General features: G+C 75.2%; 12 protein-coding genes and 1 pseudogene. 8 read left to right on the forward strand and 5 right to left on the reverse strand.

The window, feature by feature from the left end; translation table 11 throughout:
- Window positions 1-158: pseudogene (locus tag ACIP60_RS36115) on the forward strand (electron transfer flavoprotein subunit alpha/FixB family protein); the annotation flags it as partial.
- Window positions 159-220: 62 nt separating this feature from the next.
- Here the strand turns inward: ACIP60_RS36115 and ACIP60_RS36120 are convergent.
- Window positions 221-1,585 (reverse strand): S8 family serine peptidase, encoded by a 1,365-nt coding sequence (locus tag ACIP60_RS36120; RefSeq protein ID WP_400693188.1) that lies wholly within the window; start codon window positions 1,583-1,585, stop codon window positions 221-223.
- A gap of 232 nt (window positions 1,586-1,817) precedes the next feature.
- On the opposite strand from ACIP60_RS36120, the gene ACIP60_RS36125 reads away from it, so the two are divergent.
- The 3 genes from ACIP60_RS36125 (at window position 1,818) to ACIP60_RS36135 (ending at window position 5,292) form a co-directional block, all read left to right on the forward strand.
- Window positions 1,818-3,302, forward strand: coding sequence for an AMP-binding protein (locus ACIP60_RS36125; RefSeq protein ID WP_400693191.1), 1,485 nt, complete (start codon window positions 1,818-1,820; stop codon window positions 3,300-3,302).
- Window positions 3,303-3,421: 119 nt separating this feature from the next.
- Window positions 3,422-4,471, forward strand: a complete 1,050-nt coding sequence (locus ACIP60_RS36130; RefSeq protein ID WP_400693194.1) for an NUDIX domain-containing protein — start codon at window positions 3,422-3,424, stop codon at window positions 4,469-4,471.
- A 116-nt stretch (window positions 4,472-4,587) separates the two neighbouring features.
- On the forward strand, window positions 4,588-5,292 hold the full coding sequence (locus ACIP60_RS36135) for a DUF4184 family protein (RefSeq protein WP_400693197.1): 705 nt from the start codon (window positions 4,588-4,590) through the stop codon (window positions 5,290-5,292).
- A 388-nt stretch (window positions 5,293-5,680) separates the two neighbouring features.
- Here the strand turns inward: ACIP60_RS36135 and ACIP60_RS36140 are convergent, their stop codons facing one another.
- The gene (locus ACIP60_RS36140) at window positions 5,681-6,211 is read right to left on the reverse strand and encodes a carboxymuconolactone decarboxylase family protein (RefSeq protein WP_400693200.1); all 531 of its coding nucleotides are present in this window, start codon (window positions 6,209-6,211) and stop codon (window positions 5,681-5,683) included.
- Between the two features lie 120 nt (window positions 6,212-6,331).
- Between ACIP60_RS36140 and ACIP60_RS36145 the strand changes: the two genes are divergently transcribed.
- Entirely contained in the window at window positions 6,332-7,666 is a 1,335-nt protein-coding gene (locus ACIP60_RS36145; protein ID WP_400693203.1) for a geranylgeranyl reductase family protein, read from the forward strand.
- A gap of 121 nt (window positions 7,667-7,787) precedes the next feature.
- On the opposite strand, the gene ACIP60_RS36150 is transcribed toward ACIP60_RS36145, so the two are convergent.
- Together ACIP60_RS36150 and ACIP60_RS36155 are read right to left on the reverse strand one after the other, a co-directional pair.
- Window positions 7,788-10,070 (reverse strand): glycosyl hydrolase family 18 protein, encoded by a 2,283-nt coding sequence (locus ACIP60_RS36150; RefSeq protein ID WP_400693206.1) that lies wholly within the window; start codon window positions 10,068-10,070, stop codon window positions 7,788-7,790.
- Between the two features lie 216 nt (window positions 10,071-10,286).
- Window positions 10,287-11,273 carry an ArsR/SmtB family transcription factor gene (locus ACIP60_RS36155; protein WP_400693209.1) on the reverse strand — a complete coding sequence of 329 codons (987 nt, stop codon included), beginning with the start codon at window positions 11,271-11,273 and terminating at the stop codon, window positions 10,287-10,289.
- A 90-nt stretch (window positions 11,274-11,363) separates the two neighbouring features.
- Between ACIP60_RS36155 and ACIP60_RS36160 the strand changes: the two genes are divergently transcribed.
- Window positions 11,364-12,614: an MFS transporter gene (locus ACIP60_RS36160; RefSeq protein WP_400693212.1), complete on the forward strand. Its 1,251-nt coding sequence runs from the start codon at window positions 11,364-11,366 to the stop codon at window positions 12,612-12,614.
- Between the two features lie 62 nt (window positions 12,615-12,676).
- Here ACIP60_RS36160 and ACIP60_RS36165 read toward each other — a convergent pair whose 3' ends face one another.
- Entirely contained in the window at window positions 12,677-13,828 is a 1,152-nt protein-coding gene (locus ACIP60_RS36165; protein ID WP_400693214.1) for a glycoside hydrolase family 19 protein, read from the reverse strand.
- A gap of 267 nt (window positions 13,829-14,095) precedes the next feature.
- Here ACIP60_RS36165 and ACIP60_RS36170 point away from each other — a divergent pair, with 267 nt between their 5' ends.
- Window positions 14,096-14,860 carry an enoyl-CoA hydratase family protein gene (locus tag ACIP60_RS36170; RefSeq protein ID WP_400693217.1) on the forward strand — a complete coding sequence of 255 codons (765 nt, stop codon included), beginning with the start codon at window positions 14,096-14,098 and terminating at the stop codon, window positions 14,858-14,860.
- Window positions 14,861-14,944: 84 nt separating this feature from the next.
- Window positions 14,945-15,709 (forward strand): DapH/DapD/GlmU-related protein, encoded by a 765-nt coding sequence (locus ACIP60_RS36175; RefSeq protein ID WP_100835456.1) that lies wholly within the window; start codon window positions 14,945-14,947, stop codon window positions 15,707-15,709.
- Window positions 15,710-15,827 lie beyond the last annotated feature (118 nt).

The raw sequence follows: 15,827 nt of genomic DNA on the forward strand, positions 1-15,827 counted from the left end.
TCCAGCACCGCGCCGGCATGCAGACCAGCAAGACCATCGTCGCCGTCAACAAGGACCCCGAAGCCCCCATCTTCGAACTCGTCGACTACGGCGTCATCGGAGACCTCTTCACCGTCCTCCCCCAGCTCACCGACGAGGTGAAGGCCCGCAAGGGCTGATCCCGCAGCGAGCCGGAGGGCGCGGTCCCCGCGGGGACCGCGCCCTCCGTCGTCCGTGCGGGTCAGCGGCCCGCGAGGGAGCGCACGAAGCGGTTGCCGTCGATGGTGCCCAGGCCGGAGGCCAGGTCGTAGCCCTTGGTGGCCTGGTAACCCGTCACCGCGTCCCAGGAGTTGTCGCCCGCGGTGACGTCGGTGATGCCGCTGAGCCGGGAGGGCAGCAGGGCCAGCCCGTACAGGCGCGGGTTGAGCTGGCCCAGGCGGTGGCCCGCCAGCTGGGCGGCCAGCGCGACGACGCCGGAGAAGACCGGGGTCGCCTCGCTGGTGCCGCCGACCAGGTGCCAGCCGACCGCCGTCGGGTCGTACGACTCGTACGTCCAGGCCGCGCCGTCCACCCCCGCGCTCATCGAGATGTCCGGGGTGCCGCGGTGGTTGCCGGTGGTGCCCGCCACGGCGGCCTGGTACCAGGGGCGGGCGAAGACGCCGGAGACGCCGCCGCCCGCCGCGCCGTAGTCGTCGTGCCAGACCTGGTCGGGGGCGGTGCGGTTGCCGCTGTCGTCCAGGGTCAGCTGGGTGCCGCCGACCGAGGTGACCAGCGGGTCCGCGGACGGCCAGGAGTTGACCTTGTACGGGTACAGGTCGCTGCCGTTGTCCATCGCGTCGGTGGCGCCGTCGTCGCCGGACGCGGCGAGCACCGTGACGTCCTCGGCGGCGGCGTACTGGAAGGCGTAGCGCAGCTTCTCGATCGACTTGAAGTCGCCCTTGGCGTAGCCCGGGAAGGTGTTCTCGGTGGCGCCGAAGCTCTGCGAGACCACGTCCACGTCGTGCGACTTCATGACGGCCTTCTCGGCGTCCATCATCTCCGGCAGGCCGGTGACGCCCTCGGTCTCGGCGACGCCGGTCTCCACCAGCACGATGTGCGCGTCGGGGGCGATCGCGTGCGCGTACTCGACGTCCAGGGTGCTCTCGCCCGCCCAGCCGGTGTGGTCCTCGTTGGTCGGGTCGAAGACCGGGACGTTCCCCCACTTGACCACCTCGACCTGGGTGTCCGGGATGCCCCACTGCCGGTCGAACACCTCCAGGTCGTGCTGGATGGTCGGCGAGCCGAAGGAGTCCACGATCACGATGGTGCGGCCCTTGCCCGTCACGCCCTGCCGGTACAGCGGGTCCAGGTGGTACGCGGTGCGGTACTGCAGCGGCGAGTAGCAGTGGATGCCGATCTGCGTGACGCAGTCCGAGGTCGATATCGGCGCGACCCGGCCGACCGCGTCGATCTGCCCGGCCGAGGCGGGACGCAGCTTGAAGACCGGCGGGCGGGCGGCGGACTGCGCGGTGGCGGTCGCGCCGGTCAGGGCGGTGGCCCCGACGGCGAGCAGCGCGGCGGCCCGCAGCGCGGTGGAGCGTCGGGTGCCCGCGGTGGCGGGGTGCATGCCCAAGGAGACTCCCAGAGGAGAAGGGGCCCGGGCCGGGTCCGGCCGGGACGGCCCCTATCCCATCGGCAGCGGACGGCCCCTTCCATAGTCCGAGCGGGCCGCCCCGATGGCCCCGCCCGGCCACCGGATTCGGTAAAGGGCGCGGCTGGGTTCGGTAACGCCCCAGCTCGGGGACGGCGCGCGGGGCGCTGCTGCGCGCGGGCGGGCCGGGCTCGTAGAGTCGGGCGGCATGGGACTGCTGACAGCACTCGACGGCGGGTACGGGGACCGGGCGGACGCCCTGGTGGTGGACGGGACCGCCCTGTCCCGGGAACAACTGCTGGGCGCCGCCGGGGCGGTGGCCGAACGCGCCGCCGGGGCGCCCGGCCTGGCCGTCCTGGCCCGGCCGACCGCCGAGACGGTCGCGGCGGTGGTCGGCGGCCTGCTCGCGGGCGTGCCGGTGGTGCCGGTGCCGCCCGACTCCGGGCCGCTGGAGCGCGCCCACATCCTGCGCGACAGCGGCGCCACCCTGCTGGCCGGCACCGGACTGCCCGAGGACGCCGACGGGTTGACGCCCCTCCCGGTCTCGCTGGCGGACCGCCCGGGCGGCGGCTGGCGGCCCGCGGCCGAGGACGGCGACCGGACCGCCCTGGTGCTGTACACCTCCGGCACCACCGGCGCCCCCAAGGGCGCGCTGCTCCCGCACCGGGCGCTCGCCGCCGGGCTCGACGCGCTCGCCGACGCCTGGCGGTGGGACGCCGACGACACCCTCGTCCACGGCCTGCCGCTGTTCCACGTGCACGGCCTGGTGCTGGGCGTGCTCGGCGCGCTGCGCACCGGCAGCCGGCTCGTCCACAGCGGACGGCCCACCCCCGCCGGGTACGCGGCCGCCCGCGGCAGCCTGTACTTCGGCGTCCCCACCGTGTGGTCGCGGATCGCCGCCGAGACCGCCGCCGCCCGCGAACTGGCCGCCGCCCGGCTGCTGGTGTCCGGCAGCGCGCCGCTGCCGGTGCCGGTCTTCGAACGGCTGCGGGACCTCACCGGGCAGGCTCCCGCCGAGCGCTACGGCATGACCGAGACGCTGATCACCGTCGCCACCCGGGCCGACGGCGAGCGCCGCCCCGGCGCGGTCGGCGTGCCGGTGGCCGGGGTGCGCACCCGGCTGGTCGGCGAGGACGGGCAGCCGGTGCCCTCCGACGGGGAGAGCGTCGGCGAACTCCAGGTCCAGGGGCCGACGCTGTTCGACGGCTACCTCGGCCGCCCCGGGGCGACCGCCGCCGCCCGCACCGCCGACGGCTGGTTCCGCACCGGCGACGTCGCCGTGATCGGGCCCGACGGCTTCCACCGGATCGTCGGCCGCGCCTCCGTCGACCTGATCAAGAGCGGCGGCTACCGGATCGGCGCCGGCGAGGTCGAGGCCGCGCTGCGCGACCACCCCGGCGTGGCGGACGCCGCCGTGGTCGGCGTCCCCGACCCGGACCTCGGGCAGGCGGTGGTCGCGTACGTGGTCGTGGCGGACGGCGGTTCGGGCGGCTCGGGCGGCTCGGTCGGCTCGGGTGGCGTGGGCGGTTCGGGCGGCTCGGTCGGCTCGGTCGGCGAGCGCGAGCTGATCGACTTCGTGGCGCGGCGGCTGTCCGTCCACAAGCGGCCCCGGCGGGTGGTGCTGGTCGACGACCTGCCGCGCAACGCGATGGGCAAGGTGCTCAAGAAGCAACTCCTGGACGAGGGACGGTGACCCGCCCCCCGCCCTTTCAGGAGGGCGGGGAGTGGGTACCACAGGGGTGGCGCGGGGGCCGGTGCCCCGCGCTGCCCGGCGCACCGCCGGGCCGGTACCACGGAGGGGCAGGGGATGCTGTGATCGTCTGGATCAACGGGGCGTTCGGGGCGGGCAAGACGAGTGTCTGCCGCGAGCTGGTCGGACTGCTGCCGGGGAGCCTGCTGTTCGACCCGGACACCCTCGGGCCGGTCCTGCGGGCCGCCCGGCCGGGCGCCGAACCGGGGGAGCTCCAGGACTCGCCCGCCTGGCGGCGGCTGGCCGCCGAGACCGCCGCCGCGCTGGCCGCCGAGGCCGACGGACCGGTCGTCGTCCCCGCCACCCTGCTGCGGCAGGAGCACCGCGACGAGATCTTCGGCTCGCTGGCCGGGCGCGGCATCCCCGTCCACCACGTCGTCCTCGACCCCGTCGAAACGATCCTGCGGGCCCGGATCGCCACCCGCGAGGACGTCCCCGGCGACCCGGAGGCCACCGCCCGGCTCCGCCGCCGCGCCCGCGAGGCGCTGCCCGCCTACCTCACCGCCCGGGGCTGGCTGGCCGGGGACGCCCGGATGGTCGACAACGGGGTGCTGACGCCCCGGCAGACCGCCGAACGGATCGCCGACCTGGTGCGCAGCGGCGCCGCGCGCTGCCCGATCGTGCGCAGCGAGGGCGGCGACGGGGACACCGTCGCCGCGGCGGTCCTGCTCTTCGACGACCGGGACCGGGTGCTGCTGGTCGACCCCGCCTACAAGCCGCACTGGGAGTTCCCCGGCGGCGTCGTCGAGCGGGGGGAGGCGCCGACCGCGGCCGGCATCCGGGAGGTCGCCGAGGAACTCGGCCTGCGGCTGCACCCGGAGGAACTGCGGCTGCTCGCCGTCGACTGGGAGCCCGGCGCCGGACGCGGACGCGGCGGCCTGCGACTGGTCTACGACGGCGGCCGGCTCGGCCCCTCCCAGGTGCTGCGGCTGCGGCTGCCCGCCGGGGAACTGCGCGACTGGCACTTCGCGACCCTCCGGGAGGCCGCCGAGATGCTGCCCGCCGGGCGGATGCGGCGGCTGACCGCCGCGCTGGAGGCCCGGGCGGTCGGCGAACTGCGCTACCTGGAGGGCGGGCGGCCCGCCGCGACGGGGGCGGCCTCGGCGCGGTGAACGGGAGGCGGTGAGCGGGAGGCGGTGACCGGACGGCGGTGGGTGCGCGGCGGTGGGTGCGCGGCGGACGGCCTCGTGCTGCGCGGGGCGGGGGCGTCGGCGGGCAGGATGGGGGGATGCCGTTCACCCTGAGCCACGCCGCCGCCGTCCTGCCCGGCCTGCGGGCCGCGAAGCGCAAGGGCGCGCTGGTCGCCGCCGGACTGGTCGCCGGTTCGCTGGCGCCCGACGTGCCGTTCTTCGCCGAGTCCCTCGTCCGGGGCGTCTACCGGCACGGCGCGTTGACGCACCGCTGGTGGGCCGCCCCGACCCTCGACGTGGCGGTCGGCGCCGGGCTGGTGGCCGGCTGGTACGGCCTGTGGCGCGAGCCGCTGCGGGCGGCCGTGCCCGGGCAGTGGAACCAGGTGGCCCCCGAGGGCCGGCCGGACGCCGGTGAACTCCTGCTGACCGCCGGGGCGTTGGCCGCAGGCGCGACCACCCACCTGGTCTGGGACTCCTTCACCCACCACGGCCGGGCCGGCGTCCGGGCCCTCCCGGCCCTGGAACGCCGGGTCGCGGGCGTGCCGCTCTACACCGCCCTCCAGTACGGCACCTCACTGGCCGGCCTGGCCGTCCTCGCCCGGTACGCCGGACCCTGGCGGGAGAGCCGCAAGGGCCCGGCGGCCCTGCTCGCCGCAGCCACCCTGGCGGGGGCGGCCGAACGCGTCCTGCGCGCCGAACGCGGCGTCATCGCCGAGACCTGCTTCGGCGCGGGCACGGGCCTGGCGGTCGGCGCGGCCGTACTCGGACTGTGCGGGGGAACCCGGAAGCCCGAACCGGAGTAGGACGGCGGGGGTTTGGGCAGTGGCAGGGCCCTGGCGGAGGTCGGCCGGGCCTTGGGGCGCTGGCGCCGCGCCGGGGCCTGCCTTCGCACCTCCGGCCTGTGGGCGATGGCGGCGGGTCGGCACGTGGCCGGGGCGGGCCGGGATTGGTGGGTTCGGGCCGTCGGTGCCACGGCTCCCCGTCCCGGGTGGTGCGGGCGGGCCGAGCCGGAGGAGGAGGGGCGGGGGCGGGGGAGTCGCAGGGCGCTGGCGTGGGGTTGGCGGTGGTCTGCTGTCGCGCCGGGGCCCGTCCTCCTGCCACCAGCCCTGCGGGTGGCGCCTGCTGCCGTGCCGGGGCCCGTCCTCGCGGCCCCGGCCTGCGGGGTTCGGCGTCGGTTCCGTCCGTCCGGGGCTAGAGGTAGCCGTTGGTGGCGAGGTGGGCGCCGATGGCGTGGTAGGCGGCGGGGTTCTCGGGGGTGGGGGTGGCGAGGCCGTCGACGTAGCGGTTGTACATGCAGAAGGCGGCGGCGATCAGGACGGTGTCGTGGATGGTGTCGTCGTCGGCGCCGGCGGCCCTGGCGGTGGCGATGTCCTCGGGGGTGACGGACAGTCCGCTCTCGGCGACCTTGCCGGCGAGTCGGAGCAGGGCGCGCTGGAGGTCGGTGACGGGGGCGGTGTCGAGGTCGCGCTGGACGGCTTCGACCAGGGCGAAGTCGCCGTCGAGGCGGTGGGCGGCGGTCGCGCCGTGGGCGCCGGCGCAGTAGCGGGTGCGGTTGAGGGCGGAGACGTGGGCGGCGATCAGTTCGCGTTCGCCGACGCTCAGCGGGGAGTCGCCGCGCAGGAGTTGTTCGGCGAGTTCGCTCAGGCGCTGGCCGGCGGCGGGCCTGGCGAGGAGCAGGGCGCGCATGCCGGGCTGGCCGGCCGGGAGGTCGATGTGGGGCATGCGGGTCACTGAAGCGGTTCGGTGCGGGGTTGGCAACCCCTTGACCTGGGAAGGCGGAGTCGCACACGCGGGGGCGGGTGCGGGCCGTAGCGGAAGGCGGGCAGATTAGGATGGGCGACCGTGACTGACACCGGTAGCACCAAGGACCTGGACCCCGTCGAGCCGGTCGCGGCCCTCGCCGACGACGCCGGTGACGGGGCGTCGGAGGAGTTCGCGGACGCGGACCCGCAGGACCCGCAGGACGGGCAGGACGAGCAGGAGGAGCGGGAGGCGTCGGCGCTGCCCGACGGGGTGTGGGACGTCGTGGTGGTCGGCGCGGGCCCGGCGGGCTCCTCGGCGGCGTACGCGGCGGCCTCCCGGGGCCGGCGGGTGCTGCTGCTCGACAAGGCGGAGCACCCCCGGTACAAGACCTGCGGCGGCGGCATCATCGGCCCGTCCCGGGACTCGCTGCCGGAGGACTTCAAGCTGCCGCTGCAGGACCGGATCTCGGCGGTGACCTTCGCGCTGAACGGCCGGTGGACCCGGACCAGGCGTTCGAAGCGGATGCTGTTCGGCGTGGTCAACCGGGACGAGTTCGACCTGCGTCTGGTGCAGGCCGCCGAGCAGGCCGGCGCGGTGCTGGTGACCGGGGTGACCGCGACCGGGGTGGAGCAGAGCGGCGGCGACAGCCGCACGGTGTTCGTGACGCTCGCGGACGGGCGGAGGGTGGAGGCGCGGGCGGTGGTCGGCGCGGACGGTTCGGCGAGCCGGATCGGCCGGCACGTCGGCGTCACCTTCGACCAGATCGACCTGGGCCTGGAGGCGGAGATCCCCGTCCCCGAGGCGGTGTCGCGGCACTGGGCGGGCCGGATCCACCTGGACTGGGGCCCGCTGCCGGGCAGTTACGGCTGGGTCTTCCCGAAGACCGACTCCGGGACGCTGACGGTCGGGGTGATCTCGGCGCGCGGCGAGGGCGAGCGGACCAAGGAGTACCTGGCCGACTACGTCCGCCGCCTGGGCCTGTCCGGGTTCGAACCGCTGGTGGAGTCCGGGCACCTGACGCGCTGCCGGGCCGAGGACTCGCCGCTCTCGCGCGGCCGGGTGCTGGTCGCGGGCGACGCGGCCGGGCTGCTGGAGCCGTGGACCCGGGAGGGCATCTCGTACGCGCTGCGCTCGGGCCGGCTGGCCGGCGAGTGGGCGGTGCAGGTGGCCGAGGCGGGCGGCGCGGCGGACGTGCGGCGGCAGGCGCTGAACTACGCGTTCGCGATCAAGGCCGGGCTGGGCGTGGAGATGCGGGCGGGCAAGGTGATGCTGGCCTCGTTCGAGAAGCGCCCCTACCTGTTCCACGCGGCGGTGTCGCTGATCACCCCGGCGTGGCGGGCGTTCGCCCGGACCACCCAGGGGCACACGACGTTCGCGCAGCTGATGCGGGACCACCGGGCGGCGCGCAAGCTGGCCTCGATCGCGGGGCGGTAGCCGGTAGCCGGTAGGCGGTAGCGGGTCGGGCCCGCCCGGGAGGAGGTTCCCTCCCGGGCGGGCCGTTCGGACGGGCGCGGGGGTTGGGGTTCGGGGGGCCGCCGCGCCCGCGTTCCCGGGGTCACCGCAGGCCGGCGTCCAGGGCGTTGATCAGGGTGCCGGAGGGGGTGTCGCCGGACATCTCCCAGACCATCGCGCCCAGCAGGTTCTTCGACTTCAGCCAGGCGGTCTTCTGGGCGATCGACCAGGTGTCGTCGAAGGTCCACCACTGGCCGCCGTTGCCGGTGTAGCCGTAGGTGGAGACCGAGACCGGGTCGTGGTAGACGGTCAGGTTGGGCACCGAGGCGATCAGGTTGTTGTAGCCGCGGGTGCCGGCCTCCTCGGCGAACTGGCCGGGCGCGGCGCCGCCGGCGGCCTGCCAGGCGCCGTGCGCGCCGCCGTCGGTGACGTTCTGCCAGCCGCGGCCGTAGAACGGGAAGCCGATGGTGAGCTTGCGCGGGTTGACGCCCGCCGCCAGGTAGGTGTCGACGGCGTTCTCGACCGAGAAGTGGAACGGGTACGGGTCGTTCGGGTCGGAGTACAGGTTGGCCTGCTGGCCGGTGCGGTCGGGCTCCCACGAGTTGTCGCTGCCGGAGCCGTGGAAGTCGTAGCCCTGGACGTTGGCGATGTCGAGGGAGCGGAAGATCTGCGTGAGGTCCCAGCCCTGGCCGATCTTGGCCGGGTCGGCGGGGGTGAAGGCGGTCAGCAGCTTGTGCGAGCCGCCGAGGGCGTCGAGCTGGCGGCGGAACTCGGCCAGCAGCAGGGTCAGGTTCTGCTTGTCGGCGGCGGAGTAGTGGTTGCCGGGGTGGCCGTCGGGGGAGCCGGGCCACTCCCAGTCGACGTCGATGCCGTCGAAGATGCCGGCGGCCGTGCCGGGGCCGCCCGCGCCGTTGTAGGCGGGCAGGTTGCCCTTGATCCAGATGTCGATGCAGGAGGAGACCAGCTTCTTGCGGGAGGCGTCGGTGGCGGCGGCGTCCGAGAAGTACTTGGAGTAGGTCCAGCCGCCGAGCGAGACCACGACCTTGAGGTTCGGGTACTTCGCCTTGAGCTTCCTGAGCTGGTTGAGGTTGCCGCGCAGCGGCGACCAGCCGTCGTCGGCGACGCCGTCCACGGACTGGGCGGCGCTCATCGGGCGGGCGTAGTCGGCGTCGGCGTCCCCGGCGCCGGTGCCCTGGTCCGGGTCCTCCGGGTCGGCGGTGGTGCCCTTGGTGACGCCGGCCAGGCAGGTCAGGTTGACCGGGTCGATGTTCTCGAAGGCGTAGTTGACCACGTCGAGCTTGGCGGCGCTGCCGGAGGTGTCGAGGTTCTTGACGAAGTACTGGCGGCCGTAGATGCCCCACTGCACGAAGTAGCCGATCCGGGAGTACTTGCCGGGCCCGGCGAGGTCGCCGGTGGTGACGTTCAGGGTGGTGGAGGCGGGCGAGGCGTTGTCGGCGGCGTCCCGGGCCCGGACCGTGAAGGCGTACGGGGTGGCGGGGGAGAGCTGGCCGACGGTGGCCGAGGTGGTGGTGACGGTCTGCACCAGGGTGCCGCCCTGGTAGACGTCGTACGCGGCGACCCGCTTGTTGTCGGTGGCGGCGTCCCAGGCCAGCGCGACGCCGGTGCTGGTGACGCCGGTGGAGCGCAGGTTGCCGGGCGCGGTCGGCGGCACGGTGTCGGTGGCCGGGTCGACGGTGGCGGCGCTCAGCGCGGGCCCGGCCGGGCCGGTGTTGCCGCGGGTGTCCCGGGCCCGGACGGTGAGGCTGTACGCGGTGGCCGGGGTCAGGCCGGTCAGCGTGGTGGAGGTGCCGGTGGCGGTGCCGAGGATCACCGAGCCGTTCAGCACGTCGTACGAGGCGACCGGGAAGTCGCCCTTGGCCGCGGCCGGCCAGCTCAGCGCGAGGGTGTGCGCGGTGGCGTCGACCAGGGTCGGGGCGCCCGGCGCGGTCGGCGGCACGTCCGGGGTGCCGTCGCACTTGTCGCCGTTGACGCGGCAGTTGAGCGGGGCGGTGATCGGGCCGTTGCCGATGAACCAGAAGCTGTAGGGCTCGGTCGAGCCGTTCGCGGGCACCGTCGCGTTGTAGTAGGCGTTGGTGGCGACCACGTGGCTGCCGGTGGTGGTGGAGGTGCCGTTGTAGGTGCCGGTCATGGTGACGCCGGCGGGCAGGTCGAACTCCAGGGTCCACCCGGTGACGGCGGTGGCGTTGGGGTTCTTGACGACGAAGGTGCCCTTCCACCAGGACCCGTAGTTGTCGCCGGTGAAGGCGGCGGTCAGTTTGGCCGCGGCGTGCGCGGGGGTGGCGGCGAGCAGGGCGATCGGCAGTGCGAGCGCGGCGAGCAGGGCCAGCAGGCGGGCCCTGAGCCATGGCCTGGAGCGGACGTGCATCGGTACTCCCTGTCTGGTGTGGGGGATTCCGTACAGGGGTGCCGGGAGCGGCACTCAGGAGGGTAAGTGGACTGGACCAACTCGTCAACAGGTCTATACCGGAAGTGGGTTGACGATCCGTCAGCACCTTGATCCGCGAGGGTGCCGGCGGCGGCGCGGCACTCGGGGCGGGGCGGGGCGGGGCCGGTGCTCTGCTGAGGCCCCGGTGGCGGGGGCTCAGGGGCCCAGGAGCTGTTCGGCCAGCGGGCTGCGGGCGTAGAGCACCAGGCGGCCGTGCCGGGCCCGGGTGACCAGGCGGGTGGCGTGCAGGACGGCCAGGTGCTGGCTGACCGCGCCGGGGGTGACGCCCAGGCGGCGGGCGAGTTCGGTGGTGGCGGTCGGTTCGCGCAGCAGGGCCAGCAGCCGGGCCTTGGGCGCACCGAGCAGCTGCTCCAGGGCGCGCGGGGCGGGCGGCGGGTCGGGCGGGCCGGTCAGGGTGCCCTGGCCGCGGGCCACGTAGGTGATCGACGGGGTGAGGTCCGGGCCGATCGCGGTGATCGCGCCGCGCGCGAAGCAGGTCGGCAGCAGGGCCAGGCCGCGCCGGTCCACCACGATGTCCAGGTCGCCGACGCCCCAGTTCCGGTCAATCGCCAGCACCCCGTCCGACCAGCGCAGCCGGGCGTCGAGGTCGGCGAACAGCCCGGCCGCGCCGCGCTCGGCCAGCACCCGGGAGCGGTGCACGATGTCGGCGCGCAGCACCGAGCGGGCCCGCGGCCACCAGGCGGGCTCCAGGACGTGCGTCCAGTACGCCTGGAGCGCGTCGGCGACCTCGGCGATCAGCGCGGCGGGCCGGTCGGCGCGTTCGGCCAGCAGCGGCGGCAGCGCCCGGTGGTGCGGGAGGAAGGTCGCCGCCAGCTCGTCGGCCAGCCGGGCCGGGTCGAAGGCCCGGACCACCGCCAGCTCGGCCCGGAACTCCGGGAACGGGACGGCCGGACGGGGCGTCAGGAAGTCCGGCACGTACTTGTTGCCCGCGACCAGGGCGCGCAGCAGCGGCGCCTGCGGCAGCGCCTCGAAGGCCGGGCGCATCGCCGCGAACGCCGCGCCGTGCGGGTACTGCCCCGGGTGGGTCCACATCCGCAGGCTGAGCACCGCCTCCTGGAGCGGCGAGCAGGCGAAGTAGGTGGCGGCCAGGTCGACCAGCCCGAGCCGGAACCGCAGCACCACGACGCCTCCCGGGTGGTCCGTCCCGCGCCGACGGTTCAGGCGGGGGCTAAATCAATACCACGGCCGCTCCGTACCCGGTCTGATCGGGGCATGACCGCCACTGAACCCGCGGCCGCTCCGGCCGTGCCGCTCCCCCCTGCCCGCAGCCGGTTCGCCCGGCTGCTCCCCGAGGACCCGGTGCTGCGCCGGCTGTCCGCGATCACCCTGGTCAACACCGTCGGCAACGGCCTCGGAATGACGCTCGGGGTGGTGTACTTCACCCGGATCGTGGGCTTCGGCGTCGGCACGGTCGGCCTGGTGCTGACGCTCGCCGGGGCCTGGGGGGTGGCGGCGGGCGTCCCGGCCGGGCGGCTGTCCGACCGGTACGGCCCCAAGCGGGTGCTGGTCGCGCTGCTGGCGGCGCAGGCGCTCTGCGCGGCCGGGTACGTGCTGGTGCGCGGGCTGGCGGTGTTCGCGGTGCTGGCCTGCCTGGCGGCGGTCGCCGACCGGGGCGGCTCGGCGGTGCGCGGGGCGCTGTTCGCCGAGGTGCTGCCGGCCGACGGGCGGGTGGCCGGCCGGGCCTACCTGCGCTCGGTCACCAACGTCGGCATCTCGGTGGGCACCCTCGGCGCGGCCGCCGTCCTGCAACTGGACACCCGGGGCGCCTACCTGACGGCGCTGCTGGTCGACGCGGCCTCGTACGGGGCGATCGCGGTGCTGTACGTGCTGCTGGTGCCGGCCACGCCGCGCACCGCCGAGCAGGTCCGGCGGGCGGCCGACGGGCCGAACCCGGCGCTGCGCGACCGGGCGTTCCTGCTGCTGACCGGCCTGAACGGGGTGATCACCCTGCAGTTCGTGATGATCGAGGTCGGGCTGCCGCTGTGGGTGGTGCGCGACACCGACGCGCCGCGCTGGATGGTCGCGGGCGGGATGCTGGTGAACACCGCGCTGGTGATCGTCCTGCAGGTGCGGGCCACCCGGGGCACCGAGCGGCCGCGGGCCGCGGCCCTGGTGTTCCGCCGCGGGGCGCTGCTGGTGGCCGCGTCCTGCCTGGTGCTGGGCCTGGCCGCCGGGCTGCCCGGCTGGGCGGCGGCGCTGCTGGTGGCGGCCGGGGTGGGCTGCCAGGCGCTGGGCGAGGTGTACAGCCAGGCGGGCGCCTGGGCGCTCAGCTACGACCTGGCGGAGGACGGCGCGCACGGCGCCTACCAGGGCGTCTTCAACACCGGCATGTCGGGCGCGCTGATGCTCGGCCCGGTGCTGATGACCTCGGTGGTGCTCGCCCACGGCCTGCTCGGCTGGGCGCTGCTGGCGGCGGTGTTCGCCGCCGCGGGCTGGGGGATGACGGCGCTGGTGCGGCGCTGAACGCGCGGACGGGGCGGCGGGGCTGACGACCGGTCAGCCCCGCCGCCCCGTCCGTCAGGGCGTCAGCAGCTCAGGTTCGAGCCGGTGGGCACGCCCAGGATGGAGGTGAAGCTGGTGTACGCGTTGATCCGGCTCTGCACCTGGGCGGGGTTGCCGCCGTTGCACTCGATGGAGCCGTTGATGGAGCGGATGGTCTCGCCGAAGCCGCTGCCGTTGACGATGGCGTTGTGCGGGGTCATGGTGCCCGGGCCGTTCTGGGTCATCCAGTACCAGATGCCGGTCTTCCAGGCGACGGCCGGGTCGGTCTGCACCAGGTTCGGGTTGTGCAGCAGGTCGATGCCCAGCGCGTCGCCGGCCGCCTTGTAGTTGAAGTTCCAGCTCAGCTGGATCGGGCCGCGGCCGTAGTACGCGGCCTGGCCGGCCGGGCAGCCGTACGACTGGCTGGTGTCGCAGTAGTGCGGGTAGTTGGCGGTGTTCTGCTCGACGATGTAGACCAGGCCGCCGGTCTCGTGGCTGACGTTGGCGAGGAACGCCGCCGCCTCCTGCTTCTTCACCGTGTCCGAGCCGGTGTTGGCGAACGCCGGGTAGGCGTTCAGCGCCGCGACCAGGCCGGAGTAGGTGTAGAAGGAGTTCCGGCTCGGGAACATCTGGTTGAACTGGGCCTCGGAGACCACGAACCCGCCCGGGTTGGGGGTGGTGGACGGGCTCGGGCTGGTGCCGCCGCCGGTGCAGGTGTACGGGCTCCAGTACCAGGTCGAGACGGTCGGGTCGTAGCCCGGGTTGTCGTGGGTGGCGATGTAGTACTGGCCGTTGGGCGCGTACTTGACGATCGCGCCGGTGGCGTACTGGGTGCCGGCCACCCAGGTCGGGTGGTTGCAGGTGCCCTGGGTCGGGGTCGGGCTGGTGGTGGTGCCGCCACCCCCGCCGCAGGCGCCCTGGTCGGCCCAGACGCCGGAGCCGCCGGTGCTCGGGGTCTCGCCCTGGGTCCACCACTTGGCGTTCCAGTTGTGCCCGTTGTAGGAGGCGGACATCCCGCCGGTGTACACCTGGGTCGCCGAGTACGGGGTGGTGCAGGCGGCGGCCGCGGTCGAGGTGGTGGGCACCATGACGGCCAGGCCGGTCGCGGCCAGCGCGCCGGTCAGCAGCGCGGCGATCCGGCCGCGGCGGGAGGCGGCGCGGTGCGCCGGGCGGGGGGAGGTGCGGGTGTGGGGCATTCGGCCACTCCTTGTGGGGGAACGAGCGGTGTACCCAGCACTCAAGCGAGTCTGTCCGCTGACTGTCAATAGGTCTAGACCTGAAGGAAGTTGAGGACGTGTACGGAACTTCGGGCGGCGCAGTGCGGCGGGAGGCGGCGGGATCGCGCCCCGCCGCCGGACGGCGCGCGCCGGGGGAATCCGGTACTGGCCAGTAGGGCCGGGGTGTGCCAGGGTGCAGACGACGCCCCTCCGACCCACCCTCAGCCGGAAAGGCAGGCCCGCCCGATGACCCGCGAAGTGCCGCTCGTCCGCCGTACCACCGCCGACGCCGTCGCCACCCTGGAACTCGACTCCCCGCACAACCGCAACGCCCTCTCCGGCCGCCTGATGGCCGAGCTCACCGCCGGGCTCGCCGACGCCGCCGCCGACCCCGGGGTCCGCGCCGTCGTCCTCGGCCACACCGGCCGGGTGTTCTGCGCCGGCGCCGACCTCTCCGAGGCCACCGGCGACGACCCCACCGTCGGACCGCGCGGCCTGGTCGCCCTGCAACGCGCCCTGGTCGACTGCCCCAAGCCGGTCATCGCCCTGGTCGACGGCCACGTCCGGGCCGGCGGGCTCGGCCTGGTCGGCTCCTGCGACCTCGCCGTCGCCGGACCGGACTCCACCTTCGCCTTCACCGAGTCCCGCCTCGGCCTGGCCCCCGCCGTCATCTCGCTGCCGCTGCGCCCCAAGCTCGACCCGCGCGCCGCCGCCCGCTACTACCTCACCGGCGAGACCTTCGACTCCGCCGAGGCCGCCCGGATCGGCCTGGTCACCGAGGCCGCCGACGACGCCCCCGCCGCGCTGCGCACCCTGCTGGACGCGATCCGGCTCTGCTCGCCGCAGGGCCTGGCCGAGTCCAAGCTGCTCGCCAACGCCGCCGTCCGGGAGTCCTTCGACCGGCACACCGAGGAACTCGTCGCGCTGTCGGCGAAGCTGTTCGGCTCCGAGGAGGCGCAGGAGGGCATGCGGGCCTTCCTGGCCAAGCGGCCCGCCCGCTGGGTGCGCTGACCGGCGACGGCGCCAAGTTACCGGCCGGTGTGAGTTTGCTCCCGTTGCCGTTCCCCGGCCCGCACCGGCCGGTACGGTGAGCGCATGTCGATCGTCCGCAGGCTGCTCGGACCCGTCCGCGAGAGGTCGCGCCGGGCGGCCGGGCGCGCCGTGCACCGCGGCTGGCGCTGGGCGCAGGAGGCGGGCGCGGTCAGCAACCGCAACCCCGGGCCGTACCGGTTCGGCGAGCTCGGCGACGGCACCAAGCTCGCCTTCCCGCTCGGCACCGTCTTCAACGAGCGCTGGATCACCATCGGCCCGTTCGCCATCATCGGCGAACGCGTCACCCTCTCGGCCGGGTTCCTGCCCGGGCTCGACCTCGGCCCCGAGCCGATCGTCCGGATCGGCGGCGGCTGCGTGATCGGCCGCGGCAGCCACATCGTCGGCCACCAGCGGATCGAGCTCGGCGACGACGTGTGGACCGGCCCCGGCGTCTACATCACCGACCAGGCCCACGAGTACCGCGACACCGAGCTGCCGATCGGCAAGCAGTGGCCCCGCAACGCGCCCGTCTCGATCGGCGCCGGCTCCTGGATCGGCACCGGCGCGGTGATCCTCCCCGGCGCCCGGATCGGCCGCAACGTGGTGGTCGCCGCCAACTCCGTGGTGGCCGGCGAAGTCCCCGACTACGCCGTGGTGGCCGGCGCCCCCGCCCGCCAGGTCCGCACCTGGAGCCCCGAACAGGGCTGGCAGCCCCCCATCCGCCACGAGCCCCCCCGCCCCGTCCCCGACGGCGTCACCGCCGAACAGCTCCGCGCCCTGGTCGGCTGGGACCTGCGCCTCCCCGGCGAACAGCCGGCCCCCGAGTAGCGCCGCCGTCGGCGGCGGCCCGGACGGCGACGCGTCGGAGCGGACCGGCACCGGGCGGCCCGGAACCGTCGGCCCGGAACTCCGGCCCGCGCGGATCGCGCACCTGCGCCCGCGACCC

The organism is Kitasatospora sp. NPDC088783 (assembly GCF_044750705.1).
GTDB classification, from domain to species: Bacteria; Actinomycetota; Actinomycetes; order Streptomycetales; family Streptomycetaceae; genus Kitasatospora; species Kitasatospora fiedleri.